This window comes from Microbulbifer magnicolonia (genome assembly GCF_035117725.1).
Lineage (GTDB): Bacteria > Pseudomonadota > Gammaproteobacteria > Pseudomonadales > Cellvibrionaceae > Microbulbifer > Microbulbifer magnicolonia.
Window position 1 is genome coordinate 795040 of record NZ_JAYEFD010000002.1, and the last position, 25332, is coordinate 820371.

General features: G+C 63.9%; 31 protein-coding genes. 23 read left to right on the forward strand and 8 right to left on the reverse strand.

Going from position 1 to position 25332, the window contains the following annotated elements; translation table 11 throughout:
- Positions 1 to 47: 47 nt before the first annotated feature.
- From RRF64_RS12775 to RRF64_RS12785, 3 genes are all read right to left on the reverse strand, one after another.
- Entirely contained in the window at positions 48 to 893 is an 846-nt protein-coding gene (locus RRF64_RS12775) for an SPFH domain-containing protein (RefSeq protein WP_323846274.1), read from the reverse strand.
- A gap of 160 nt (positions 894 to 1053) precedes the next feature.
- Positions 1054 to 1554, reverse strand: a complete 501-nt coding sequence (locus RRF64_RS12780) for an NfeD family protein (protein WP_323846275.1) — start codon at positions 1552 to 1554, stop codon at positions 1054 to 1056.
- 72 nt (positions 1555 to 1626) lie between these two features.
- On the reverse strand, positions 1627 to 2451 hold the full coding sequence (locus tag RRF64_RS12785) for a CHAD domain-containing protein (protein ID WP_323846276.1): 825 nt from the start codon (positions 2449 to 2451) through the stop codon (positions 1627 to 1629).
- 181 nt (positions 2452 to 2632) lie between these two features.
- Here RRF64_RS12785 and ubiE point away from each other — a divergent pair, with 181 nt between their 5' ends.
- From ubiE to RRF64_RS12830, 9 genes are all read left to right on the forward strand, one after another.
- Complete coding sequence (ubiE, locus tag RRF64_RS12790) at positions 2633 to 3382, forward strand: bifunctional demethylmenaquinone methyltransferase/2-methoxy-6-polyprenyl-1,4-benzoquinol methylase UbiE (RefSeq protein ID WP_323846277.1); 750 nt, start codon at positions 2633 to 2635, stop codon at positions 3380 to 3382.
- 91 nt (positions 3383 to 3473) lie between these two features.
- Positions 3474 to 4124: a ubiquinone biosynthesis accessory factor UbiJ gene (locus RRF64_RS12795; RefSeq protein ID WP_323846278.1), complete on the forward strand. Its 651-nt coding sequence runs from the start codon at positions 3474 to 3476 to the stop codon at positions 4122 to 4124.
- A gap of 2 nt (positions 4125 to 4126) precedes the next feature.
- Positions 4127 to 5737 carry a ubiquinone biosynthesis regulatory protein kinase UbiB gene (gene ubiB / locus RRF64_RS12800; RefSeq protein ID WP_323846279.1) on the forward strand — a complete coding sequence of 537 codons (1611 nt, stop codon included), beginning with the start codon at positions 4127 to 4129 and terminating at the stop codon, positions 5735 to 5737.
- A 77-nt stretch (positions 5738 to 5814) separates the two neighbouring features.
- Positions 5815 to 6228 (forward strand): phosphoribosyl-AMP cyclohydrolase, encoded by a 414-nt coding sequence (gene hisI, locus RRF64_RS12805; RefSeq protein WP_323846280.1) that lies wholly within the window; start codon positions 5815 to 5817, stop codon positions 6226 to 6228.
- Complete coding sequence (locus RRF64_RS12810; RefSeq protein ID WP_323846281.1) at positions 6225 to 6563, forward strand: phosphoribosyl-ATP diphosphatase; 339 nt, start codon at positions 6225 to 6227, stop codon at positions 6561 to 6563. The genes hisI and RRF64_RS12810 overlap by 4 nt, the downstream gene beginning before the upstream one ends.
- 41 nt (positions 6564 to 6604) lie before the next feature.
- A complete protein-coding gene (tatA, locus tag RRF64_RS12815) occupies positions 6605 to 6862 on the forward strand; it encodes a Sec-independent protein translocase subunit TatA (protein WP_323846282.1) in 258 nt (85 codons plus the stop codon).
- A gap of 104 nt (positions 6863 to 6966) precedes the next feature.
- The gene (tatB, locus tag RRF64_RS12820; RefSeq protein ID WP_323846283.1) at positions 6967 to 7470 is read left to right on the forward strand and encodes a Sec-independent protein translocase protein TatB; all 504 of its coding nucleotides are present in this window, start codon (positions 6967 to 6969) and stop codon (positions 7468 to 7470) included.
- Between the two features lie 111 nt (positions 7471 to 7581).
- Positions 7582 to 8406: a twin-arginine translocase subunit TatC gene (gene tatC, locus RRF64_RS12825; RefSeq protein ID WP_323846284.1), complete on the forward strand. Its 825-nt coding sequence runs from the start codon at positions 7582 to 7584 to the stop codon at positions 8404 to 8406.
- 46 nt (positions 8407 to 8452) lie between these two features.
- A complete protein-coding gene (locus tag RRF64_RS12830; protein WP_323846285.1) occupies positions 8453 to 9169 on the forward strand; it encodes an esterase/lipase family protein in 717 nt (238 codons plus the stop codon).
- Here the strand turns inward: RRF64_RS12830 and RRF64_RS12835 are convergent.
- The 3 genes from RRF64_RS12835 to RRF64_RS12845 all read right to left on the reverse strand — a co-directional run bounded on the left by RRF64_RS12835 (position 9166) and on the right by RRF64_RS12845 (position 10252).
- Positions 9166 to 9555 (reverse strand): MliC family protein, encoded by a 390-nt coding sequence (locus RRF64_RS12835; RefSeq protein ID WP_323846286.1) that lies wholly within the window; start codon positions 9553 to 9555, stop codon positions 9166 to 9168. The genes RRF64_RS12830 and RRF64_RS12835 overlap by 4 nt on opposite strands.
- Positions 9556 to 9724: 169 nt before the next feature.
- Positions 9725 to 9853: a DUF3149 domain-containing protein gene (locus RRF64_RS12840; RefSeq protein ID WP_323846287.1), complete on the reverse strand. Its 129-nt coding sequence runs from the start codon at positions 9851 to 9853 to the stop codon at positions 9725 to 9727.
- A gap of 141 nt (positions 9854 to 9994) precedes the next feature.
- A complete protein-coding gene (locus RRF64_RS12845; protein ID WP_323846288.1) occupies positions 9995 to 10252 on the reverse strand; it encodes a hypothetical protein in 258 nt (85 codons plus the stop codon).
- Positions 10253 to 10370: 118 nt separating this feature from the next.
- Between RRF64_RS12845 and RRF64_RS12850 the strand changes: the two genes are divergently transcribed.
- Complete coding sequence (locus tag RRF64_RS12850; protein ID WP_323846699.1) at positions 10371 to 11471, forward strand: aminopeptidase; 1101 nt, start codon at positions 10371 to 10373, stop codon at positions 11469 to 11471.
- Here the strand turns inward: RRF64_RS12850 and dtd are convergent.
- Positions 11378 to 11815, reverse strand: a complete 438-nt coding sequence (gene dtd, locus RRF64_RS12855) for a D-aminoacyl-tRNA deacylase (RefSeq protein ID WP_323846289.1) — start codon at positions 11813 to 11815, stop codon at positions 11378 to 11380. The two genes, RRF64_RS12850 and dtd, sit on opposite strands and share 94 nt — an antisense overlap.
- A gap of 252 nt (positions 11816 to 12067) precedes the next feature.
- Between dtd and RRF64_RS12860 the strand changes: the two genes are divergently transcribed.
- From RRF64_RS12860 to RRF64_RS12920, 13 genes are all read left to right on the forward strand, one after another.
- Positions 12068 to 13111: an NAD-dependent epimerase/dehydratase family protein gene (locus tag RRF64_RS12860; protein WP_323846290.1), complete on the forward strand. Its 1044-nt coding sequence runs from the start codon at positions 12068 to 12070 to the stop codon at positions 13109 to 13111.
- A gap of 150 nt (positions 13112 to 13261) precedes the next feature.
- A complete protein-coding gene (locus tag RRF64_RS12865; protein ID WP_323846291.1) occupies positions 13262 to 13855 on the forward strand; it encodes a DNA-3-methyladenine glycosylase I in 594 nt (197 codons plus the stop codon).
- A gap of 111 nt (positions 13856 to 13966) precedes the next feature.
- On the forward strand, positions 13967 to 14812 hold the full coding sequence (locus RRF64_RS12870) for a mechanosensitive ion channel family protein (protein WP_323846292.1): 846 nt from the start codon (positions 13967 to 13969) through the stop codon (positions 14810 to 14812).
- Complete coding sequence (locus RRF64_RS12875; protein ID WP_323846293.1) at positions 14805 to 15305, forward strand: MgtC/SapB family protein; 501 nt, start codon at positions 14805 to 14807, stop codon at positions 15303 to 15305. The genes RRF64_RS12870 and RRF64_RS12875 overlap by 8 nt, the downstream gene beginning before the upstream one ends.
- 162 nt (positions 15306 to 15467) lie before the next feature.
- Complete coding sequence (locus RRF64_RS12880) at positions 15468 to 17378, forward strand: DUF885 domain-containing protein (RefSeq protein WP_323846294.1); 1911 nt, start codon at positions 15468 to 15470, stop codon at positions 17376 to 17378.
- Between the two features lie 159 nt (positions 17379 to 17537).
- Positions 17538 to 17903: a hypothetical protein gene (locus RRF64_RS12885; RefSeq protein ID WP_323846295.1), complete on the forward strand. Its 366-nt coding sequence runs from the start codon at positions 17538 to 17540 to the stop codon at positions 17901 to 17903.
- A gap of 103 nt (positions 17904 to 18006) precedes the next feature.
- A complete protein-coding gene (locus tag RRF64_RS12890; protein ID WP_323846296.1) occupies positions 18007 to 18843 on the forward strand; it encodes a hypothetical protein in 837 nt (278 codons plus the stop codon).
- Positions 18844 to 18888: 45 nt separating this feature from the next.
- Entirely contained in the window at positions 18889 to 19374 is a 486-nt protein-coding gene (locus RRF64_RS12895) for a GNAT family N-acetyltransferase (protein WP_323846297.1), read from the forward strand.
- 136 nt (positions 19375 to 19510) lie between these two features.
- Complete coding sequence (locus RRF64_RS12900; RefSeq protein ID WP_323846298.1) at positions 19511 to 19924, forward strand: low affinity iron permease family protein; 414 nt, start codon at positions 19511 to 19513, stop codon at positions 19922 to 19924.
- A gap of 26 nt (positions 19925 to 19950) precedes the next feature.
- Complete coding sequence (locus RRF64_RS12905) at positions 19951 to 20712, forward strand: VIT1/CCC1 transporter family protein (protein ID WP_323846299.1); 762 nt, start codon at positions 19951 to 19953, stop codon at positions 20710 to 20712.
- 190 nt (positions 20713 to 20902) lie between these two features.
- Positions 20903 to 22039 (forward strand): thiolase family protein, encoded by a 1137-nt coding sequence (locus tag RRF64_RS12910; protein WP_323846300.1) that lies wholly within the window; start codon positions 20903 to 20905, stop codon positions 22037 to 22039.
- Positions 22040 to 22117: 78 nt separating this feature from the next.
- Positions 22118 to 22678 (forward strand): TetR/AcrR family transcriptional regulator, encoded by a 561-nt coding sequence (locus tag RRF64_RS12915; RefSeq protein WP_323846301.1) that lies wholly within the window; start codon positions 22118 to 22120, stop codon positions 22676 to 22678.
- Positions 22679 to 22938: 260 nt separating this feature from the next.
- Positions 22939 to 23994 carry an aldo/keto reductase gene (locus tag RRF64_RS12920; protein ID WP_323846302.1) on the forward strand — a complete coding sequence of 352 codons (1056 nt, stop codon included), beginning with the start codon at positions 22939 to 22941 and terminating at the stop codon, positions 23992 to 23994.
- Between the two features lie 72 nt (positions 23995 to 24066).
- Here the strand turns inward: RRF64_RS12920 and RRF64_RS12925 are convergent, their stop codons facing one another.
- A complete protein-coding gene (locus RRF64_RS12925) occupies positions 24067 to 25149 on the reverse strand; it encodes a GGDEF domain-containing protein (protein WP_323846303.1) in 1083 nt (360 codons plus the stop codon).
- Between the last annotated feature and the right edge of the window lie 183 nt (positions 25150 to 25332).

Below are 25332 nucleotides of genomic sequence, written 5' to 3' on the forward strand. Positions count from 1 at the left end.
ATCTCTCCTGAATTGATAAGACTGTAGTAGCTCCGGCTATATCTTAGTTACCGGTTTAACAATCCCTTAACCGCCTGCGGCAGATCCGCCGGCAAGATCACATTCTTGGCATTATCAGACCGGGACAGCTCCGACAGCGCCTCGATATAGCGCTCACCCAACAGGTACATGACCGGCATCTCCTTGTCGCCGATGGCCGATGACACACGCTCGATGGCCTCGCGGCTGGCATCGGCCAGCACCACCTGGGCCTTGGCGTCGCGCTTGGAGGCTTCCAGGCGGCCGTCTGCCTCTAAAATTGCGGCCTGCTTTTCGCCCTCGGCGCGGGTCACTGTGGCGCGGCGCTGGCGTTCGGCGGCGGCCTGCTCTTCCATCGCCTTCTGCATGGTCGGCGACGGGTTGATGTCCTGGATCTCGACGGTCTTCAGGTTGATGCCCCAGTCGGCGATATCGTCGGAGATGCCCTCTTTTAATTTCGCCTTGATCAGGTCGCGGGACGACAGCGCCGAGTCGAGGGACATCTCGCCGACGATGGAGCGCAGCGCTGTCTGCACCAGGTTCTGGATCGCAATTTCATAGTCCTCGACGCCGTAGACGGCCTTTTCCGGCGAGACGATATTGATGTAGGCCACCGCGTTGGCAATGATGGTGGCGTTGTCCTCGGTGATCACCTCCTGGGAGGGGATATCCAGCACTATGTCCTTGGTGGTGACCTTGTAGGGAATCTGGTCGATATAGGGGATGACCACGTTCATGCCCGGCGGCAGGGTTTTGTGGTATTTGCCCAGGCGCTGCACTATGTGCTTGGAGCCCTGCGGCACTATGCGCACGCCCTTGGCGATGGTGATGACTACCAGCGCGACCAGCGCCAAGACTACGTATAAACCTTCCACTGCTATTTTTTCCTTCCAGAAGTTATTAAAAAGTGCCTTAGTTGTTCTGCTCCCCACTTGCGCGGGCCCCTCTCCCTAACCCTCTCCCCGGGGGAGAGGGGACTGTTTTGTGCGTGGATTGAGTTGCGGGGGTAAGGGATAACGAGGTGCTGGCCATCAATCAGATGCGAGTGACGATCAGCGAGTTGCCGGAAATATCCGTCACCTTCACCCGCTCGCCGATCGCGACTTCTTCGGTGCAGATAAACAGCCACTCCTCCTCGCCGAGAATGGGCGCGGGGAATTTCAGCTTGCCGCGGCTGCGGCCCGCGTTGGATTCGAGTACCAGCCCCACCTGGCCGGTCAGCGCCTCGGCCGCCATGCCGGACAGGCTGCGGTCCTTCCAGCGAGGCTTGATGCTCTTGACCCAGATCACCACGAACGCGATGGAGGCGGCGGCCCAGAGAATCAGTTGCAGGGTGATGGGCATGTCCACGGCCAGGGTCAGCACACCCATCAGCAGCGCGGCGAGGCCGAACCAGAAGAGAACGAAACCGGAAACGAAAATTTCCGCGGTGACCAGCAGCAGGCCGAGTACCAGCCAGTGCCAATAGGCGATGTGTGCGTTGAGCCAGTCCAGCATGATGGCAGCGTCTCCCTTGCTCTGAGAAATGTCCGACACCGATTATGCCAAAGAAATCGCCCCCGTCGCGGAAATTATCCTGCGGTTATGGTGAGAGGGGCTGCGGACTCGCTATGACTCGGCGTCGAAGGCAAATTTCCTTGTCTTGAACAGCTTGCGACTCAGGCGCTCGATCTTCAGGTGCAACTCGTCGAGCCGCTCGTTGGCGGTGTCCAGCAGCGGGATCAGCTCGCCGGAAAACAAATCGCCATGCTCGCTCAGCAGGCTGCACAGCAGGCGCAGGTCGCGCCAGTCGCCGAGGGCCTGGGCGAGTTCTTTCAGCGGCTTGCGGCGCGGTTTGGCCCAGTCTTTGTATTTTTTCTCCAGCAGGCGGCTGTGATACCAGTGGTCCTTCACCCGCTTGCGGAACTCGTGATAGCTGGCCGCGTCCTCCTCGGCAAAGGCCGTGTTCATCGCCTTGAAGGCCCGCCGGTAATAGTTTTTGTAGCCTTTGCGCGCGTGCTTCCATTTCAAATGGTCCACCGGCCAGTCGTCTATGCGCTCCCCGCCCCGCTGCAGCAGTGTCCTGGTGTCCTCGAGCGCGCTTGGATCCCGATGGCCCTGGGCGCGCTCCTTGAGGAACTCCAGTATCTGCGGATAGCGATTCTGATTGGCTAGCTTCAGGAAGGCGTCGCGCATGGAGACGGCGTCGCGGCTGCCGGCCAGGCTGTTAGCCAGGGTGGGGTAGTGGGCGTTTTCGTAGCGGTAGAGGTCGTCGATGTCTGCGCGTACCAGGCGCAGCAGTGCGCGCATCTTCTTGCAGTGTTTGCGCAGTTCATGCACTGCCTCTTCCTCGGGCAGTTCCTCCAGGTCCGCCAGCGCACCGGAGACCTCTCTGTGCGCCGTGTCGCGCAGGCCATCTGCCACGGATTTCTTGCGTTTCAGTCGATAGGCCATGTTCCCGTTCCGCTCACCGCTCCCAATAAAGTCTAGTGAGTGCCGCGTGTATCCATTCGCCTGGCCGCCAGGTTGGCCGGGTTTATCGCCAAGGGCGGTGCCCGCAGGGCGCCGGCGATGTACAATGGCGCCCCTCAAATTTGACCAGACAGGGGCTCGATCGGGGCTCAGCAGGCACAGCATGAAGGATCGCAAGACCACCCACTTCGGCTATCAAGAGGTCCCGGTGGAGGAGAAGGCCGGCCGCGTGGCGGATGTCTTCCACTCGGTGGCGGCGCGCTACGATGTGATGAACGACTTGATGTCCGGCGGTATTCACCGCCTGTGGAAGCGCTTCACCATCGAGCTTTCCGGCGCGCGCCCGGGCCAGACGATCCTGGATATCGCCGGCGGCACCGGCGACCTGACCGCGCGCTTCTCGCGCATCGTCGGCCCCAAGGGGCAGGTGGTGCTGGCGGATATCAACGAGTCCATGCTGAGAGTCGGCCGCGATCGCCTGCTGGACCGCGGCATCGCCGGCAATGTGGTGCCGGTGCAGGCCGACGCCCAGTATCTGCCCTTCCCCGACAACACCTTCGACTGCATCACCATCGCCTTCGGCCTGCGCAATGTCACCGACAAGGACCTGGCGCTGCGCTCCATGCTGCGGGTGCTGAAGCCCGGCGGCCGCCTGCTGGTGCTGGAATTCTCCAAGCCCCAGTCCAGGCTGCTGGAGAAGGTCTACGACCAGTACTCCTTCCGCCTGCTGCCCTTCATGGGCAAACTGGTGGCCAACGACGCCGACAGCTACCGCTACCTGGCCGAGAGCATCCGCATGCACCCGGACCAGGAGACCCTGAAGCAGATGATGGTGGACGCCGGTTTCGTGGACTGCGAGTTCCACAACATGACCGGCGGCATAGTCGCGCTGCACAAGGGTCTGAAGCCCTGACGCGAGCAGCGCCCCTGCGGGAGCGGGCCCTGCCCGCGATCGCCTGCAGGGCAGGTTCTCACACAGACCTCATTTCTATTGCGACCACGTTATGACTGACCCCACTTTTCGCGCCGGCTTCGACGCCGCGCTGGAAACCGCGATCAACACCGCGCTGAAATACGACCCCGGCACCCGCGCGCGCCTGCAGAGGCTCGACGGCAAGGCGCTGGAGCTGAACCTGACCGCGCCACCGCTGCAGTTCTGCCTGTGCATCGAGGGCGATCAGGTGCGGGTCCGCGGCCACTGGGAGGGGGAGGTCTCGACCCGCCTGACCGGCTCGGCCATCGCCTTCGTGCGCCTGCTGCGGGATCCCGCCGCGACGCCGGCGCAGCTGGACGTGAGCGTCAGCGGCTCCAGCGCGCTGCTGGCGGAACTGCAGTCGATCATGCGCGACCTGGATATCGACTGGGAGGCGCCGTTCGCGCAATTGGTTGGCGATATGCCGGCGCACACCGTCGGCAACCTGCTGCGCGACGCCTCCCGCTGGCTGAGCGGCAATCTGCGCCGCGCGCCCAGAGCGGCGGCCGAGGCCGTCAGCGAGGAGTGGCGCCTGACGCCGCCGCAGGCGCAGTTCGAGGCCTTTGTCGAGGACCTGGCGGACCTGTCCCTGGCCACCGAGCGCCTGGAGGCGCGAGTACAGCTGCTGAAGGCGCGGCTGCGCGCATCCGGGGAAAACTTCTCGCGGCGGGGGGCGGAATAGCCTTGCCGGTCGCACGCAGTTTCACCATCGCGCGGGTCTTCCTGCGCTACCGCCTCGACCAGCTGCTGCCGGCCGCGCGCCGGCCGCTGTGGCTGCGCGGATTGCTGAGCCCGCTCAAGCTGGTGCCGCCGCCGCAGATGGGCCGCGGCGAGCGGCTGCGCCGCGCGCTGGAAGAACTGGGGCCGATCTTCGTCAAGTTCGGCCAGCTGCTGTCGACCCGCCCGGACCTGCTGCCGCCGGATATCGTCGAGGAGCTGGACCACCTGCAGGACAATGTGCCGCCCTTCCCCAGCGAGCACTGTATAGCGCTGATCGAGGCGGCGCTGGGCGCCAGCGTCGACGAGCTGTTCCTCGAATTCGAGCGGCAGCCGCTCGCCTCGGCGTCGGTGGCGCAGGTGCACGGCGCCGTGTTGCCGTCCGGCGCATCGGTGGTGGTCAAGGTATTGCGCCCGGGTATCGACAGGGTCATCGAACAGGACCTGCGCCTTCTGAGCGTGATCGCCCGCTGGATAGAGCGCTGGGTGCCGGACGGGCGCCGCCTGCGCCCGGTGGAGGTGGTCGAGGACTACCGCCACACCATCGAGGGCGAGCTGGACCTGGTGCGCGAGGCCGCCAACGGCACGCAGCTGAAGCGCAATTTCTCCAACTCGCCGCTGCTGTATATCCCCGAGGTGTACTGGGACTACACGCGCGAAAACGTGCTGGTGCTGGAGCGCATCCACGGCATCCCGGTCACCGACGTGCGCGAGCTGCTCGCCCAGGACACCGACATGAAGCTGCTCGCCGAGCGCGGCGTGGAGATCTTCTTCAAGCAGGTGTTTGAGCACAACTTCTTCCACGCCGACATGCACCCGGGCAATATCTTCGTGTCGCGCAAGCATCCCCGCCGGCCCCAGTACATCGCCATCGACACGGCCATCGTCGGCAGCCTGTCGCGGGAGGACCAGTACTATCTGGCGCGCAACCTGCTGGCCATGTTCCGCCGCGACTACCGCATGGTGGCCGAGCTGCATGTGCAGAGCGGCTGGGTTCGGCCCGACACGCCGGTGAACACCTTCGAGGCGGCGATCCGCGCCGTGTGCGAACCCATCTTCGAGAAGCCGCTCGGCGAAATCTCCTTCGCCCGCGTGCTGATCAGCCTGTTCCAGACGGCGCGACGCTTCGATATGGCGGTGCAGCCGCAGCTGGTGCTGCTGCAGAAGACGCTGCTCAATATCGAGGGGCTGGGCCGGCAGCTTTATCCGCAGCTGGATCTGTGGAAGACTGCCCATCCATTCCTGGAGCGCTGGATGCGCGAGCGCATCCACCCGAAGACGATTGTCGGCGAGATCAAGCGCTACGGCCCCGAGTGGCTGGAGAAGTTTCCGCAGCTGCCGCAGCTGGTCTACTCGTCGCTGGAGCAGTCGCGCGAACTGGGGCCGCGGCTGGAGAATATCGGCGAACAGCTGGCCCGCAGCCACCGCCGCGGCCGGCGCCAGTATCTGCGCCGCATCGCCGGCGTGCTGCTGGCCCTCGGCGCCACCGCGGTCGCCGCTCCGGACTGGTTCGCGCAGCTGCCGCCGTCCGGCTGGGTCCTGGGTGCGGCCGCACTGGTGCTGCTGCTCTGGCCCTAGGCCGCGCCGGCACCCTGCGGCAGTTGGGCTTCAATAAAGGAGTCCAACCTACAATTGAAAGTCTGAAGGAAGAGACATTGACCAAGGCAGATGCAAAAGCCGGTTTCCTCGACCAGGTCAGCTGGAACAGCGACGGCCTGGTGCCGGCGATCGCGCAGGATGTCCAGACCGGGCGCATACTGATGATGGCGTGGATGAATCGCGAGTCACTGGCGATCACCGCCAGCGAGGGCTACGCCGTCTACTGGTCGCGCTCGCGCAACAAACTCTGGCGCAAGGGCGAGTCCTCCGGGCACCTGCAGCAGGTGCGCGAGATTCGCCTCGACTGCGACGGCGACACCTTGTTGCTGCTGGTAGAGCAGCAGGGCGGCATCGCCTGCCATACGGGGCGCGCCAGTTGCTTTTACCGCACGCTCGCCGGCGATGAGTGGTCCACCACCCAGCCGGTGATCAAGAGCCCGGAAGCCATCTACGAGTCTCCCGAGCTATGAGTGACCTGCTGCAGCAACTGGATGCGGTACTGGCCAGCCGCAAACTCGAGGGCGACGCCGGCGGTTCCTATGTCGCGAGCCTGCACGAGAAGGGCCTGAACAAGATTCTGGAAAAAATCGGCGAGGAGGCCACCGAGGTGATCCTCGCCGCCAAGGATGTCGAGAGCGGCGGCGACCGGCAGGCGATGATCGCCGAGACCGCCGATCTCTGGTTTCACTCCCTGGTGATGCTTTCGCACCTGGGCGCGGATTCACAGGACGTGTTGCGCGAGCTGGGGCGCCGCTTCGGCCTCTCGGGGCTGGAAGAAAAAGCTGCGCGCTCGCAAAACGACTGATATTTTGAGCGGCCCAAGCCGCGTTCAATCTGGAGAAAACTATGGGATTCGGTGGAATTAGTATCTGGCAGCTGTTGATTATCCTGGTGATCGTGCTGCTGCTGTTCGGCACCAAGCGCTTGAAGAACCTCGGCGGCGATCTGGGCGGTGCCATCAAGGGTTTCAAAAAGGCGATCAAGGACGAGGACAAGGACAAGGAGTCGGACAAGGAGCCAGAGCGCCTCGAGCACGACGAAGTCGAGAAGCCGGGGCAGAAGGGATCCGTGCAGGACAAGGAAAAGCAGTCCCGGGACAAGTAATCGGCAACCGTTGCCGACACTGTTCCGGAAACTCAATCCGCAACTCAACCCGCAACTCAACCCGCAACTCAACCTGCAACAACGAAGAGCGCGAGAATTGGCCTGTGTTTGATATCGGCTTCTTTGAACTCCTGCTGATCGGCGTCGTGGCCCTGCTCGTGGTGGGGCCGGAGCGGCTGCCGGACGCGGTCCGCACTACCTCGCGCTGGTGGTCCAGCATCAAGCGCACGCTGCACAATGCGCGCGAGGAGCTGGAGCGGGAAGTGGGTGCGGATGAAATCCGCCGCGAGCTGCACAACGAGCGCATCATGCGCGAGCTGGAGGAGAGCCGCCGGGAAATGGAGCAGGCTTTCAGCGAGGTGGAGACCGAGGCGCGCGCGCCGGAAGAAAAGGCCGCACCGCCGGCGGAGCAGCCCTTTGACCCGAGCCACCCGACGGCGGATGCGGACGACTATCTGCCCGAGCAGGACGAGGACGCCGAGGAGCTGCAGGATCCGGAGTACCCGGAGCACTGGCACGACTACGGCGATCCGGAGCTGAACCCGGACCACCCGGATCACGCCGTTAAAAAAGAAGCGTCGCCGCAGGAAAAAGATAAGCAGCCCTGAGCGAATAGACAGCCCTGAGCGAGATAGAAAGCCCTGAGCGAAATGGACAGCCCTGAGCAAAATGGACAGCCCTGAGCCAATTAATTGCCCCGAGCGAAGGTATGCAGTGATATGAGCGATCAAACGGAAGAGAGCCTTCAGTCTGGGGAAAAACGCCATCAGTCCGGCGACAAGCGCGGCCAGTCCGACGAGCGCCGGCAGCCCGAAGATAGCCAGCAGCCGTTTATCGACCACCTGATCGAGCTGCGCGACCGCCTGCTGCGCACCCTGCTGGTGGTGGTGGTGATCTTTGGCTGCATGGTGCCCTTCGCGGCGGATATCTACGATTTCGTCGCCGAGCCGCTGCAGGCGCGGTTGGTCGAGGGCGCGGGCATGATCGCCACCGAGGTGACCTCGCCCTTCTTCACGCCATTCAAGACGACATTCGTGCTGGCGTTTTTTATCGCCATACCCTTCGTGTTGTATCAGGCGTGGGCCTTTATCGCCCCCGGTCTGTACCAGAAAGAAAAGCGCTTCGCCGCGCCGCTGCTGATTTCCAGCGTCATCCTGTTTTACGCCGGGATGGCATTTGCCTACTTCGTCGTCTTCCCCATTCTGTTCGATTTCTTCGTCAGCTCGGCCCATGCGGACATCAAGGTGATGCCGGATATCAGCCGCTACCTGGACCTGGTGCTGAAACTGTTCTTCGCCTTCGGCTTTGCCTTCGAGATTCCCATCGCCACCCTGCTGCTGATCTGGAGCGGCGCGGTGGATGCCAAGTCGCTGGCCCAGAAGCGCGGCTATGTGATCGTCGCCTGCTTTGTCGTCGGCATGCTGCTGACACCGCCGGATGTGATCTCCCAGTCGCTGCTGGCGGTGCCCATGTGGCTGCTGTTCGAGATAGGGCTTATCCTCGGGCGCTGGGTCAAATCCCGGCCCCAAGAAGAGAGTGCCTAGGGCGGCGCAGACGCCGCGCGGGCTGCTGCCCCTGGCGGCAGCCTCCATGCTATTTTTTGCCTTTTCCACCGTGTCCGCGCGCGCCGCTACCCAGTGTGTGATTCTGCTGCACGGCCTCACCAAAGATTCGCGCAGCATGCGCCCGCTGCAGCGGCAGCTGGTCGACGCCGGCTATTACACAGTGAATATCGATTACCCGTCGCGGGAAAGGCCCATTGCCGAACTGTCAGAGCAGGCGGTGCAGGCGGGTCTGGAGCAATGCGCGCGGGTGAATGCCGCGCCGGTCAACTTCGTCACCCACTCCCTCGGCGGCCTGCTGGTGCGGCACTATTTTGAACAGCATTCGCCGCAGGGGGTGAACCGCGTCGTGATGATGGCACCGCCGAATAACGGCAGCCGCGTCGGCGACATACTCAGCTGCATCCCCATCATCAAGGACGTCAATGGTCCCGCGGGCCGCCAGCTCGGTACCGGTGCCGGCAGTGTGCCCCGACAGCTGGGACCGGCCAGGTTCGATCTGGGCATTATCGCCGGGAACCGATCCTATAACCCGATAGCCTCACTACTGTTGTCGGGTGCGGACGACGGTCGCATTGCGGTGGACAGCGCGCGTCTGGAGGGGATGTGCAGTTTCCTGGTATTGCCGCACACCCACGGCAGCATTGCCGGGGATGAGCAGGCAATCTCTCAAGCGGTGCAGTATCTGCAGCGCGGCTATTTTAGCGGGGCCGGTGCCGAACAGTTTGACTGTGCTGCGGACTAGTCTTGCGGCGCTTGTGTGACGGAGCGGCAGTCCTGCAGGATGGTCTTCACTTCGCCGTTACCCAGCGTGTGCATCAGGAGAATGCCCTCATCCCCCTTGGTATGCCAGCGATAACCGGGCTGTCCCTTGTCGGCGACGTAGAGCACACCGGAGGCGGCGGGTTCCTGGTGCATCGGGATCAGCTGGTTGCGGTAGCTCAGTGTGGCCAGGTTCGGCTCGCCGCTCGTCGGAATCACGTATTTCAACTGCAGCCGCTCGCCGTTTTCGCACCGGTAGTCGACCGTTTTCACTTCGGCCCTGAACTTGCCCGCTTCTTGCTCGCAGGCGACGGTCGACAAGATCGCGCAAATACCGGCGGTGAGAGCGGCTACTTTCAACGGCGTCATACTGGCCTGTCCTCGCAAAAGTACATCGAGCGGTTACCGGCTATTGGAAAACGCCGCGCAGAAAAAATTCCGCGCGTCCCGCAACCTGACACCTGAGTGCTTCTTCTGTCGCCGCTATCCGCTGGCCGGCAAATCGCGGCGCGGCGCCAGCATTTTCCCGGGGTGTCGCTCAGCGCCCCTGTGTCATGTTGCGCAGGGCCAGGCGGATAAAATACGCCGCCATCAGGCAGACGAAGCCGATAATGCCCAGGCTCAGCAGGCCGGAAAGGCTGGTAAACAGATCGATTAACGCGTCCATCACAGGCTCCACTTTGACAACGACCGAATGAAGCCAGTCTAGGGGCCGGCGGCGCGGTTACCTTGACCTGGATCAAGTGCAGCGCCGATCGCGGCCGGGCCCGCCTGAAGCATCTAGAATGTTGGCAGTCCCGGGCAGTGCTCAGAGCGTCAGCGCCGCGCCGATGAACACCAGCGAAGCCGCGGCGAGCAGGATCATCTCGCGCTCCTGCGGCCACCTGCACAGGAAGAACAACAGCGCCAGCGGCGGCAGCAGGACGGCAACGATGCCGAGCAGCAGGTCTTCGCGAAAGCTGACACGCAGCAGGCGCAGCCAGCAGAGGAAGGCGAAGACCAGCGCGAAAACTGTCAGAACGGCGGCGACTGGCGCCATACCGGTACCAACGGCTGCCGACTCCATGCCCTAATCCTCTAGCGAATCGTGTAAACCCATCATAGGAATAAGAGTGTATATCAGCATCGGAAACCCAATCGCAGCGGCCAAAATACGGACTGCCGCAGCGGCATTTTTGCTGCTGATGTTGTGCGGCTGTGAGACCGCCGGCTATTACACCCAGGCGGTCACGGGCCAGTGGCGCATTCTGGCCGCGCGGGAGCCGATCGAGTCGGTGGTTGCGGCGCCGGATACCGAGGAGAAGCTGCAACAACAACTGCGCCTGGTGCAGTCGATCCGCGCCTATGCGGACGGCGAGCTGCGTCTGCCGGTGGGCAGGGCCTATGGCGCCTATGTGAAACTCGGTGACGACTACCCGGTGTGGAATGTGCTGGCGGCGCCGGAGTTTTCGCTGTCACCGAAGCGCTGGTGTTACCCGGTCGCCGGCTGTGCCAGCTACCGCGGCTACTTCCGCAAGGACGCCGCGCGCGGCAAGGCACAGGAATTGTTGGACGAGGGCTACGACGTCTACCTGGGGCCGGTGCCCGCCTACAGCACGCTCGGCTGGTTCGACGACCCGGTGCTGTCCAGTTTCGTCAGCTGGTCGCCGGAGCGCCTCGCGGGACTGCTGTTTCACGAACTGGCCCACCGCCGCGTGTATATTTCCGGCGACACCCAGTTCAACGAGAGTTTCGCCACCGCGGTGTCGGAGATCGCGCTGCCGGACTGGCGCCGCCGCCAGGGGCTGACCGGCGTCTCGGCGGATGCCAGGGCGCAGGCGCTGGCGGTCAGGCACCTGATGACGGCGACGCGCAAGCGGCTCGAGCCGATCTACGATGCGGATATTGCGGATGCGGAAAAGCGCGCGCAGAAGGCCGCCGTGCTCGCCCGGCTGCGCTACTGCTACCGGCAGTTGTCCGCGGACTGGCCCAATCCCGAGCGCTACCGCGCCTATATCGAGAAGACCAACAACGCCACCCTGGCGCTGGCGGCCGAATATGAGTCGCAGGTGCCGGCCTTCCGCCAGCTGTACCTGGACAGCGGCGGCTGGGAAGCCTTCTACGACGCGGCGGAGCGGCTGGGCGAACTGGACAAGGACGCCCGCAAACAGCAGCTGAAACAGCTGGCTGCGCGCTATCAGGCCTCCAGCGCTCATGCTTCCAGTAAAAACGTCACGGGCCCGTCGTTCAGCAGCGACACCTGCATGTCCGCGGCGAACACGCCGCAGGCCACCGCCGTCAACTGAGCGCGCGCCCGCTCGACAAAATACTCGTACAGCTCCTCGGCCTGCTGCGGCGTGGCGCCGCGGCTGAAGCTGGGCCGCAGTCCGCGGGCGGTGTCCGCCACCAGGGTGAACTGGCTCACCACCAGCAGGCCGCCGCCGGCCTGCTGCACGTTCAGGTTCATGCGCCCCTGCTCGTCGCCGAACACCCGGTAGTGCAGCACCTTGTGCAACAGCTTGTCCGCGCTGTCGCGGTCGTCCCGCGCCTCGACGCCCAGCAGCAACAGCAGGCCGTGGTCGATGGCCCCCACCGACTCGCCATTCACCTCCACGCGCGCGTGGCGCACTCGCTGAATCAGACCCTTCACACAAACCTCCCGTAGCCATGCGCGGGTAAATCGCCTAGATTAGCCGACAGATCGGCGACGGGAAACCGGCGGCGCCGGCATAATAGTGCGGGTGCCGGCACTGGTAACCGGATGCTACGCCGAAGTGTGCAGGAGCGGTGCTGGCCCTTCGGGAAATAGTTACCGATCAGGTTTTTTTCCCGGAGGGCCGCCACCGCTCCCCTCTATGACTTTCCGAATACCAGCAAGATACGACAGGCCAGAGGTAGCAAGATGAATCACGCATTCGTCACCGGCGGCACCGGCTTTCTCGGTGCCAATCTGATCGAGCAGCTGATCGCCGACGGCTGGCGGGTGACCGCCATGCACCGCCGCGGCTCCAACACGCAGCTGCCGCGGCAGCTGGGTGCGGAGCTGGTCGAGGCTTCGCTGACCGATATCGATTCCCTGCACGCGGCCGTGCCGGACAATATCGATGCGGTATTCCATCTGGCCGCCAACACGAATATGTGGCGCGGCGGCAACGCCCAGCAGTGGCGCGACAACGTCGAGGGCTCGGCGAATATCGCCAAGGTGGCCAGAGAGACCTTCGCCCGGCAGGCCTTCAACCGGAATAAAACAGCCGGGCGCCTGATCGTCACCAGCTCCATTTCCGCCTACGGTTATCATCGCGAATCGATTTCCGAGGAGAGTCCGCAGCTGGCCGATGATCCGCGCCATCACTATCTGTACACCAAGAAGCGGGCGGAGCAGGCGGTGCGCGCGGAAATAGAGCGCGGCCTGGATGCGGTGTTCCTGAACCCCTGCGCCATCGTCGGCAAGTACGATACCGGCAACTGGGCGCAGACTTTTTTCATGATCCAGAAAGACCAGCTGCCCGGTGTGCCGCCGGGGCGGGGCTCCTTCTGTCACGCCGGCGCGGTGGCGCGGGCCCATATAAACGCGTTTCACCAGGGGCGCCGCGGCGAGAACTATATCCTCGCCGGTACCGACGCCAGCTTCCTGGAATTCTTCGGCAGGATCGCGGCGCTGCTGGGCAAGCCGGTACCCGGGCGCACCACGCCGGCATTCGCTATCCGCACCCTGGCGGTGTTCTCCGACCTCTGGTCGAGAGTCAGTGGTCGCGAGCCGGTCATCACACCGGAAAAGGCCGCGCTGATCACCCGCCGCGTGGTGGCGAGCAGCGCCAAGGCGGAGCGCGAGCTGGGCTATGCATCCGGTATGGAGCTCGACGCCATGCTGCGCGAGTGCCGCGACTGGTTGATTCAACAGGAACTGCTGCAAGCGCCCGCGGCCGCCGTCGAGGAGCGTGCATGAACCGCGGCAATATCGTGTTTGTGCTCGTCATGCTGTTGCTGGTGCTGCAGCTGATCCAGCACTATTTCTTCTCCGCTCCGTAGGGTGCGCCGCGCGCGCCGATGAAATTCCGGTGCGCGCGGCGCACCCTACTGGCCAAAAGGAAACCCAATGGTGGAAAAACGCTGCGGCTGGTGCCTGTCGACGCCGCTCTACCAGCAGTATCACGATGAGGAGTGGGGCCGCCCGGTCACCGACGATACGACCCTGTTCGAGTTTCTGATTTTAGAAGGCGCCCAGGCGGGGCTGTCCTGGATCACGGTGCTGAACAAGCGCGAGAATTACCGCCGGCTGTTCGACGATTTCGATGCGGAAAAAATCGCCCGCTACACGCCGAAAAAGATCGACCGTCTGCTGCAGGACCCCGGCATTATCCGCAACCGCCTGAAGGTGGAGGCGGCGGTGAAGAACGCCCGCGCGACGCTGGCCCTGCGGGATGCGGGTACCAGCCTGGCGGAATTCCTGTGGCAGTTCACCGATGGCCGGGTCCTCCTGAACCGCCGCCGCAGCCTCAAGCAGGTGCCGGCCAGCACGCCCGAATCCGATGCGATGAGCAAGGCGCTGAAGAAGGCCGGCTTCAGCTTTGTCGGCTCCACCATCATGTACGCGCACATGCAGGCCACCGGCATGGTCAACGACCACCTGGTGACCTGCCCGGCCCACTTCGAGTGCGAGCGGGAGGCCGCGGCGCTCGGGCTGCTCTGAGGCGACCTGCGCTGGATCGCCGGGCATCATTCGCCGATGAAGGTCAGCGGCTTTTGTCTTATGCTGCAAGCCAACCCCGTTTCCGGGTATCTCTGACAGGAGGGATGTGTAATGGACTTTAACCAATTGCTGGAGCAGTACGGCCCCCAGCTGGTCGGGCTGGCGCTGAAAGTCGGGGCGGCCATCGCGATTCTGGTGATTACCTGGATTGCCGCCGGAATCGCCCGCCGCGGCGTCGCCCGGCTGTCGTCGAAGCTCGACGCCACGCTGATCCCGGTGCTCAGCAATATCGTCGTCTGGGGTGTCTATATCGTCGGCCTGCTGGTGATACTGGACCGCTTCGGCGTCAACACCACCAGCCTGGTGGCGCTGCTCGGTGCCGCCGGTATCGCCGTCGGCCTGGCGCTGAAGGATACCCTGCAGAATATCGCCGCGGGCTTTATCCTGCTCGGGCTGCGGCCCTTCCGTGTCGGCGACATGATCCAGTTCGGCGACACCATGGGCACCGTGGTGGAAGTGGGTCTCTTCACCACCCAGCTGGATACCGTCGACGGGCTGCGGATCTCCGCCCCCAACAGCAATGTCTGGGGCCAGAACCTGATCAACTACAGCCGCAACGCCACCCGGCGCCTGGAGATCATCGCCAGCATTGCCTACGGCGACGATATCGAGGCAGGCATGGCGGTGCTGCGCCGGCTGGTGGCGGAGGAGCCGCGCATACTGCCGGAGCCGGAACCCGCCTACGCGGTGCGGGCCCTGGCCGACAGCTCCGTGAACCTGCACCTGCGCGCCTGGGCGCGCAACGACGAGTACTGGGACATCTACTGGGGCATGATGAAGAAACTGAAACCGGCGCTGGAGGCCGAGGGGCTGACCATCCCCTTCCCGCAGCGGGAGCTGCATATCATCAGCCAGCCGGAAAAGAAAAAGGTGTTGGAGAAGCTGCAGGGTGAATAACTGGTTCGAAATAGCGCCGCTGACCTGGAGCGGCGTAGTGACGGCAATGCTCTGCGCCGGCGCCATCGGCCTGGAACGGCAGTTCCGCGGCAAGCCGGTGGGTATCCGCACCTCGATCCTGATCGTGCTCGGCACCTATGCGTTCACCGCGCTGGCGGTCTCCATCGGCGGCGGCGCCGACCGCGCCCGGGTACTCGGCCAGATCATCACCGGCATCGGTTTTCTCGGCGCCGGCGTGATGCTAGCCCGCGACGGCGTGGTGGTGGGCGTCACCTCGGCGGCCACCATCTGGGTACAGGCCGCCATCGGCACGCTGATCGGTTTCGGCGCACCGGGTACCGCGATGACGCTGGCGATGCTGGTGATCTTCGTACTGCTCGGGGTCGATGTCCTGGAGAACTACTCCTCGCTGCTGACCCGCGGCGTGCACGCACGCTACAAGCGCTGGCGCCGCCGGCGCGATCTCAGCCCGGCGGACCCGAGCGAGAACTGAAGCCCGCCGGGCCGCTCCGGCCAGTCACCGTCTCACCGTCTCACCCTTATATCGGCTCGGCGCAAAGGCGCCGCGCCGGCGGGGCGCCCGAATCGACACCCTGACATTTTCGTGTCAAAGTAATCGCCGTTTTTTTGTACAGAAATTGACCGGAAACCGAAGATGCCAATAAATCTGCACAACCCGCTACGCCGGGCGCCTCTCATCCCTAGCCTGTTGGCCCTCGCCATCCTCAGCGGATGCCAGGGCGATGAAGTCACCCAGATCAGCGCCAGCGCGCAGGCCGCCGAAAATGCCGCCGTTGTCGCAGGCGTCGAGGCCTTAGATCCGGCCGCCGAGACCCAGCGCCTGACCGAATGGTTCAACGAGCGCTACGAGGAGCAACTGCAGTTCAGCCCGATTCAGCTGTCATACCTCGGCCGCAAGGAGCTCTACGACCAGGTCGACGACATGAGCGAGGCCGAGGAGGCGCGCCAGCTGGCCTGGCAGGCGAAGACCGTCGAGGACCTGAAAAAGAACTTCGACTACGACAAGCTGACCACCGCCGGCAAGGAATCCTACGACCTGTGGGTCTTCCAGTACGAGCAGGCGAAGGCGGCGGAGCCGTTCAAGCGCCACGGTTATTTCGCCGGCGAGCTGGGCGGTCCGGAGGCCTCCCTGCCCAATTTCCTGATCAATATCCACAAGGTGGATTCTGTCGAGGATATGCAGGCGTATATCGCCCGTATCGACGGCATCAGCCGCGCCATGGGGCAGCTGCTCGAGCGCGCCCAGCTCTCCGCCAAAGATGGTATCCGTCCGCCGCGTTTCGCCTACGACCTGGCGATCGAGCGCGCACAGAAGGTCTCCGCCGGCGCCCCGTTCGGGGGTGAGGGCGAGGCCCCGCTCTATTCTGACGCCAAGGGCAAGATCGCCGCGCTGAAGAAAGACGGCAAGATCGATGCCGAAACCGCCGAGCAGCTGCAGGCCCAGGTGGGAAAGAGCCTGAAGGAAAACTTCAAGCCGGCCTTCGGCGCCTACATCGCCTGGCTGCAGGCGGACCGCGAGAATGCCAGCGAGGAGCCGAAGGGCGCCTCGACCCTGCCGAACGGCGAGGCCTACTACAACAACCGCCTGGCCAACTACACCACCCTCGACCTGACCGCCGAGCAGGTGCACCAGATCGGTCTCGACGAAGTCGCGCGTATCCGCAAGGAGATGGATGCGATCCGCGAGCAGGTGGGCTTCGAAGGTAACCTGCAGGAGTTTTTCACCTTCATCCGCGAAGACGAGCAGTTCTACTACCCCAACACCGACGAGGGGCGCGAAGGCTACCTGGCCGAGACCCGCGGTTTCCTCGGGGACATCGAGCAGAAGCTGCCGGAATACTTCGGCATACTGCCCAAGGCCAAGCTGGTGGTGAAGCGGGTCGAACCCTTCCGCGAAGTACCCGGTGGCGCCCAGCACTACCAGTCCGGTACCCCCGACGGCTCCCGCCCGGGCACCTACTACGTGCACATGTCCGACATGAGCGCCCTGTCGACGACCGACATGGAGACGGTGACCTATCACGAGGGCAGCCCCGGCCACCATATGCAGATCTCCATCGCCCAGGAGCTGGAGGGCATCCCGCAGTTCCGCACCCAGGCGCATTTCACCCCCTATATCGAGGGCTGGGCGCTCTACTCGGAAAAACTCGCCAAGGAGATGGGCCAGTTCCAGGATCCCTACAAGGACTTCGGCCGCCTGACCGCGGAAATGTGGCGCGCCATCCGTCTGGTGGTCGACACCGGCATGCACGCCAAGGGCTGGACCCAGGACCAGGCGGTGGAGTACTTCCTGGATAACTCCGCCATTCCCGAGAGCGCCGTGCGCTCCGAGGTGCGCCGCTACCTGACCCTGCCGGGCCAGGCGACTTCCTACAAGATCGGCATGCTGAAGATCCTCGAACTGCGCGAGCAGGCGAAAGAGGCGCTCGGTGACAAGTTCGATATCCGCGGTTTCCACGACACCGTGCTCGGCGGCGGCGCCCTGCCGCTGCCGATGCTGGAGGCGCGGATTAACCGCTGGGTCGAGGAGGTCAAGCGCGGTTAATCCGCCGCGAGGGATTTCCATCCAGCAAAAAGGCCGGGCATTGCCCGGCCTTTTTGCGTTAGGCGTTGCGGTATTCTCCCGGCTCTGCTTCCGGGTTAATCTCCGCGAGTTCGCGGTTTCAATAAAATCAGAGGTATCCTGACTCCCCCGGAGGGATGCATGAAAAAACTGCTCGCCTGTGTCTGTGCTCTTGCACTGTTACTGGCCGGATGCACTTCGCTGAAACCGGTGGAAATGACTCCGCAGGAGCTGCACGCGGAGATAAAACAAAGCCAGGTCGTGCAGGTCGGCGACCGCATAAAGGCGGTGACAATGGACGGGAAGACGCACGAGTTCAGGGTCACCGAAATAAGCGCCACAACAATATTCGGCAAGAACGAGCGGGTGGAAATAGCGCAGATAGTGGCGCTGGAGACGCGGCAGTTCAGCGGCGGCAAGACCGCACTGCTGGCCGGCGGGGCATATCTGCTCTATATATTGGCTCTTTTGGCGGCGGCGCCCGCGTTTGTGTTGAGCGGTGGCTAATGGCTGATAGCAAATGGCTAAGCAGCCTTGGATCACTTCATAGCCGCGCCGCTGCCGGTAAGAGCAGTTCACGCGTAACATTTTCTATGGATGGCCCGGCCCATTGTTCTGGCTGTTCGTCGGTATCGACGAATTGCCGGCCGGCTTTCCCGCACAACCGGAGGCAATCCCCGTGAAAACCCTGAACCACCTGATTTGCGCCATCCTGCTGGCACTCGCCGCGCTGCCGGCGGCGGCGAAGGAAATTCCCACCGATATCGTCGTGCGCGCCAAGGCGAAGGACGCCAAGTTTATCGGCAGCTCCATCGGTGGCGCCATGGTGCGCATCCGCGAGGCGGACAGCGGGAGAATTCTCGCCGAGGGGCTGACGCGCGGCAGCACCGGCAATACCGAAGTCATCATGGAGAAGCCCCACAGCCGCTACGACTCCATCGCGGAGGGCGCGGCCAGGTTCGAGGCTACACTCGATATCAGCGAGCCGGTTTTCCTGACGGTGGAAGTACTGGCGCCCCATATCAAGAGGCAGGCGCGGGTGCTGGCGCAGACCCAGACCTGGCTGGTGCCGGGCAAACCGATCGGCGGCGACGGCCTGATCGTCGAGATACCGGGCATGGTGGTCGATCTGCTGAGCCCGCAGACGCACTTCTACACCTCGGCCGACAAGAGCCCGTTTGAGATCCGCGCCAATGTGGTGATGATGTGCGGCTGTCCGCTGACAGCCGGCGGCCTCTGGGACGGCAGCCAGATAGAGGTGGCGGCCATCATCAAGCGGGACGGCGAGCCCTACAAGACGGTGCCGCTGCGGATGCAGGACACCATGAACACCTTCAGCGCACCGGTGGAAGCCACGGCAGCGGGCGTTTACGAACTGCTCGTCTACGCCTACGACCCGAAGACCGGCAATACCGGTGTCGACCGCGGCAGCTTTATCGTCAAGTAAATCGCCGGGCCACAGTGACGCGAGGCCGCGGGCGGGAGTGGAGTCATGCATATCCGCGAGGCGGTGGAAGAGGACCTGGAATCCCTGTGGGGCATCTTTCGCGCGGTGCAGGCCGGCGGCGATGCCCTGCCTTTCTCCGCACAGCTGGACCGGGATGCCTTCCAGTGCCAGTGGTTCAGCGACGGCCTGCTGACCTGTGTGGCCGAGGAGGACGTGCACCAGCTGGGCATCTACAAGCTCGGCGCCAACTTCCCCGGCCTCGAACAGCATGTCGCCAGTGCCAGCTACCTGGTGCGCCCGGAGGTGCGCGATCGCGGTGTCGGCCGCGCCCTGGTGCAGCACAGCGTTGCCCGCGCGCAGGACGCGGACTACCTGGAGATGCAGTTCAACTATGTGCCCAGCAGCAACCGGGCGGCGGTGACCCTGTACGAGGAGCTGGGCTTCGAAATCATCGAAACCCTGCCCATGGCCTGCCGCGATCCGCAGCGGGGGCTGGTGGACGCCTACGTGATGCACCGCTTCCTGCAGTAATTGCGACTCCGCAAGCTGGCCAGTTAAGTCGGCGTCGCCTGTCGGTCTGGGCAGACTAGACTCTGCAAAAATGTGGAGAGATCGGCGCGCCGACTCTCCGCACAGATCACGCCAACCTGCGGGAGGACTGCTAGCCATGCGCAGGCTTACCTGGTATTCCAAATTCGCCAAGGCGTCTGCGCACTTCTGCGGCCGCCCCAGAGTCTTCGTGTTTGCCGTCGCCATTATTCTGCTATGGGCGATTTCCGGCCCGCTGTTCCACTTCAGCAACACCTGGCAGCTGGTCATCAACACCGTCACCACGACGGTAACCTTCCTGATGGTCTTCATAATTCAAAACACGCAAAACCGCGATACCGAGGCCATACAGCTGAAGCTGGATGAGCTGATACGGGCCACCCGCGGCGCGCACAATGCACTGCTGGATCTGGAGGAGCTGGACGAAGAGCGCCTGGACGAATTCCGCCGGCGCTACGAGGCACTCGCCCGCACTGCGCGCGAAGCGCTCAGGAAAGGCCAGGAAGATACCGGCACGCCGGAGGCAGGCTAGAGCAACGTCCCGGGAGACGATCTAACGTGAGTCAGTTGAATCGAGAAGACCTGCTGCGGGAGCACCGGCCGGAAAACATCGCCCGGCGCCTGCGGCAGAAGCCCAAGTCGCAGAAGGTTTCCGATTTTGTACTCGGCGCTATAGATGGCTGCGTCACTACTTTCGCGGTAGTTTCAGGCGCCTTCGGTGCCGGCTTCTCGCCCGCGGTGGTGCTGGTGCTCGGCTTCGCCAACCTGCTCGCGGACGGTTTCAGCATGGGGGTGAGCAATTACGAGGCGGTCAGTGCCGAGCGCGAATTTCGCGAGGTCGCCAAGCGCACCGAAGAGCGGCATATCGAACTGGTGCCGGAGGGCGAGCGCGAGGAGGTGCGGCAGATATTCGCCAACAAGGGCTTCAGCGGTGAAACCCTGCAGAGAATCGTCGCCACCATCACTGCCAACCGCTCGCTGTGGATAGAGACAATGCTCACGGAGGAATACGGTCTCAATCGGACGCGCTACAATCCGATGGCCTCGGCGCTGGTGACCTTCGCCGCGTTCGTCACCGTCGGCGCCGTGCCGCTGATCCCGTTCCTGATTCCACAACTCGCCCTGCAGACACAATTCACCGTCAGCACCCTGCTGGCCGGCCTGATGTTCTTTGCCATCGGCATGATGAAGAGCCTGGTCTACTCGCAGCCAGTGCTGCGATCCGGACTGAACACCTTCCTGTTCGGCGGCGCCGCCGCCGGCCTGGCCTTCCTTACCGGTTATCTGTTGCGAAACCTGTTCGGCGTCGACGTTTCCTGATCGAGTGCCGCCAGGGCTCCAGAAGTTCAAGCGGAGCCGCCCCGTCGCTGTTCATAACCAGTCCTTCTCCCTTCGCTCCGGTTATAAGATTATGACCGACATCTATTTGCGATATTGAATGATGACTATAATATGACGTCCGGACAGGCGATTTGCCGACCATTGATTCACTTGCCAGAGGGGCAAAGCAATGCAATCTATCGTTATCGCGGGTTACAAGCGCTCGCCGTTTCACTTCGCGCGCAAGGGGGCGCTGGTCGATGTGCGCCCGGACGACCTGGCCGCGCAGGTATTGCGCGGGCTGGTGGAATCCCTGGATCTGAACCCGGCGGAAATCGAGGACGTGATCATGGGCTGTGCCTATCCCGAGGCGGAACAGGGCATGAACATAGCGCGCATCGCCAGCTTTCGCGCCGGCTTTCCGCAGCATCTGGGCGGCATGACCATCAACCGCTTCTGCGGCTCGTCCATGAGTGCGGTGCACTACGCCTACGGCCAGATCGCCGCGGGCGCCGGCGAGGCGTTTATCTGTGCCGGGGTGGAGTCGATGACGCGGGTCCCCATGGGTGGCTTCAATATCTCCCCGAATCCGACCCTGCTGGAGACCTTCCCGCAGGTGTATATGTCGATGGGCCACACCGCCGAAGCCGTGGCGGAGCGCTACGGCGTCAGCCGCGCTGAGCAGGAGGCCTTTGCCGTGGCGTCCCACGCGAAGGCGGCCGCTGCACGCGAACAGGGCCTGCTGGCCGCGGAAATCATCGCCGTGGACACGCCCAGTGGCTCCATTAGCGAGGACGGCTGCATCCGCCCGGGCACCAGTGCAGAGGCGCTGGCGCAACTGAAACCGGCGTTCGACGGTACGGTCACCGCGGGTACCGCCTCGCCACTGACCGACGGCGCCACGGCGCTGCTGGTGTGCACCGAGTCCTACGCGCGTCGCCGCGGACTGGAGATTCTCGCGCGCATCAAGGCCGTGGCGGTCGCCGGCTGTGCGCCGGAAATCATGGGCATGGGCCCGGTGCACGCGACGCGCAAGCTGCTCGAGCGCGCGGGCCTGGCCGTTGCCGACATAGGCCTGGTGGAAATCAACGAGGCCTTCGCCAGCCAGTCCATCGCCTGTGCGCGCGAACTGGGGCTTGATATGGCCAGGGTCAACCTGCACGGCGGCGCCACTGCGCTCGGCCACCCGCTGGGCGCCACCGGCGCGCGCATTACCGGCAAGGCCGCGGCGCTGCTGCGCGACAGCGGCGAGCGCTACGCGGTGGCCACCCAGTGCATCGCCGGCGGCCAGGGCGTCGCCACCCTGCTGGAGCGGGTCGATTCGTAAACGCTGCAATAAAATCGGCAACTTGTGCGGCGCGATTTCGACGTTAATATGATGTTTGCCATCTGAAGCGAGAGACTTATGCGCTATTCCAAAGAGCACAAGGCCCAGACCCGTCAGCGGATTGTCGAGGAGGCGTCGCGGCGCTTTCGCCGCGACGGCATCGGCGCCACCGGTCTGCAGGCGCTGATGAAGGCGCTGGGTCTGACCCACGGCGGCTTCTACGCCCACTTCGGGTCCAAGGACGACCTGGTGGAAACCGCGCTGCAGCACGCCGTCGAGGAGCGCAACGAGGCGGTGGACGAGTACATGGCCTCTGCGCAGCCGCTGCAGACGCTGATCGAGCAGTATCTGTCGGCGGCGCACCGCAAACACGCCGAACAGGGCTGCCCGCTGCCGACCATGGCCGCGGAACTCGGCCAGCGCGGCGAGCCCAGCGCCACCACCGATCAGCTGGTGAAGAAGCGCCTGGAGCAGATCGCCGCCGGTCTCGGCGGCGACGATGCCGACGAGCGCAGCGTGCTGGTGCTGGCGGCGATGGTCGGCGCCCTGCAACTGTCGCGCAGCGTAAAGAGCAAGCGCCTGTCCGACCGTATCCTGAAGACCAGCGGCCGGCTGTTGGAAGAAATGGCGGAACACTAACCTCTCTCTCTCGTCCGCGCCGGCATCTGCCGGCGCTTTTTTTGATTCTCTATGATTCTCTATGCGCCGCGCCGCCGTCTCGTGTGCGGATAGGCGGCGAAGCTGGCGGCTGCCAGCGGCGGCCTAAATTCGGGGCAAATCCGCTTCCGGCAAAACTTTCAAATCCTTTAGAGATATACCGAAAGGTGATTAACGTTTCCCGATTCCTTTTTATATTATAGTCATCATCTTAACGTGATGATTTATCCAGAGAGGTCGCTATGAGATACAAACTACTGGGTCGCAAAACCGGCCTGCGGGTTTCCGAACTGGCACTGGGCACCGGCAATTTCGGTACCGGCTGGGGATACGGCGCTGAGCGCGACGAGGCGAAGAAGATCTTCGATGCCTACGCCGCAGCCGGTGGCAATTTTGTCGATACCGCCAACGTCTATCAGGCCGGCCAGTCTGAAGTGATGCTGGGTGAGTTCATCGCGGCGGAGCGCGACAATTTTGTGCTCTCCAGCAAATACAGCCTGCCGGACTCTGCCGATGCCGGCATAGCGCGCGCGGGTAACAGCCGCAAGAACATGGTTCGCTCGGTGGAGGAGAGCCTCAAGCGCCTCAACACCGATCGCATCGATCTGTTCTGGGCGCATATGGACGACGGCATGACGCCGATCGACGAGATACTGCGCGGCTTCGAGGAGCTGGTGCGCGCCGGCAAGGTACTCTACACCGGCCTGTCGAACTTCCCCGCGTGGAAGGTCGCGCGGGCCGATCTGCGCGCGGAGCTGACCGGCAGCGCGAGCCTCGCTGCGGTGCAGTTCGAATACAGTCTGGTGGAGCGCAGTGCGGATCGGGAACTTCTGCCGATGGCGGAGGCGCTCGGTCTCGCCGCCACTACCTGGTCGCCGCTCGGCGGCGGCCTGCTCACCGGCAAATATCGCCACAGCGACGAGGGGCGCCTGACCGGCCTCGGCACGCTGGTACACACGGAAAGGTCCGCGCGCGAAACCGCCATCGTCGACGCGCTGCTGGAGATCGCCGCCGCGCTGCAGGTCACGCCGGCCCATGTGGCGATCGCCTGGCTGCGCCACCGCGCCGCGCGTTCGGCCACCAGCCTGATCCCGATTCTCGGACCGCGCACGCGCGCACAGCTCGAGGCGCCGCTGGAGGCACTGCAGTTGACCCTGGGCGAAGAACATCTGCAGCGCCTGGAGGCAGTGAGCCGCATTCCGCTCGGCGTGCCACACGAACAGTTGCTGGAACAGTGCGAGGCCCTCGCCGGCGGCAAGTTCAGCTTGCTGGACCTGCCGTCGCAGCCGATTGCCTGATTTTGTGTGCTTATAGATTGGGGCCGGACTGGCGGGAATGCCGGTCCGGCTTTTTTGTGAGGGATAGTGGGCCTAAACGGCCACCACCTTGTTGCGCCCGCCGTCCTTGGCCCGGTACATGCGCGCATCCGCCTCGGCCAGCAGCTGGCCGTGGGTGGCGCAGGCGGGATCGCCCTCGGCGACACCGAAGCTGATGGAGATCTTTACCGGCGGGTCGTAGTTGCCGCTCAGCGCCTCCACCCTGCCGCGCAGCTTTTCCGCCAGTATGCCGCCGCCGTTCAGGTCGGTATTCGGCAGCAGCACCAGGAATTCCTCGCCACCCCAGCGCGCCACTATGTCGTCGGCGCGGGTGTTGTCCCGCAGCGTCTGCGCCACGTCCTGCAGCACGCGGTCGCCGAAGGCGTGGCCGTAGGTGTCGTTGATGCGCTTGAAATTGTCCAGGTCCCCAATCAGCACCGCATAGCGCCCGGCCAGGTGGCGGTTGCGCCGCTCCAGTTCGTCGATGGCGCGGTAGGCTTCGCGGCGGTTGGCGAGGCCGGTCAGTGCATCAGTGGAGGCGCGGCTTTCCAGTTCCTGCGCCAGGCGGTGCAGCAACTCCTGGGTCTGGTGGCGGCTGCTGTCGAGCAGTGCGGTGAGCGCGGTCAGGGCGCCGAACACGGCGATAAAGCGCGCGCGGTAGGCGGTGTCGTAGTCGGCGGTGAGGCCGGGGAAGTCCGGGTAGAACAGGATCAGCGCGGTGGCGCCGCCGATCGCCAGCAGCGCGCCTGTGCCGCGCTTGTAGCCGTAGAGATTGATAAAGCCGGGTACCAGCATCACCGCCCACATCAGGCCGGTGTTGTTCACGCCGCCGGACAACAACAGGTAGAAATACAGCACCAGCAGCAGTGCGCCCACCAGCGCCGGCGTTGCCCGGCTGGGACCGGCCAGGTTGATGGTGATATAGGCGGAGAGGATCACCGCGGCCACGCCGAACAGCGTGGTGGCCTGCCACAGATCGCCACCGGTTAGCGCGATCACCGCCATGGCGCCGGTAATCGCCATGGAGAAGATCAGCATATAGCCGGACGCCTGAATGCGCCGGCGCAGCTCTATCTGGCGCGCTTCCTCCACGGGGTCGCGAAAGCCCAGGTTTTGATTGTCATACCCTGAATACATGGGTGTCCCTACGTTAGTGCGGGCCACCAACCTCCGTCCGGCCCGGAGCCGCGCAGCGGGGCACGGCTTCTTTTTATCTTCTGTCTCTGGCTTTCCAGCACCTGCGGGGGCCGTTGTAATAACCGCCGCGGCAGTGGCGAGGCGGTCAGTATATTGAGGTTCACACGGGCACCAAAGTACCGC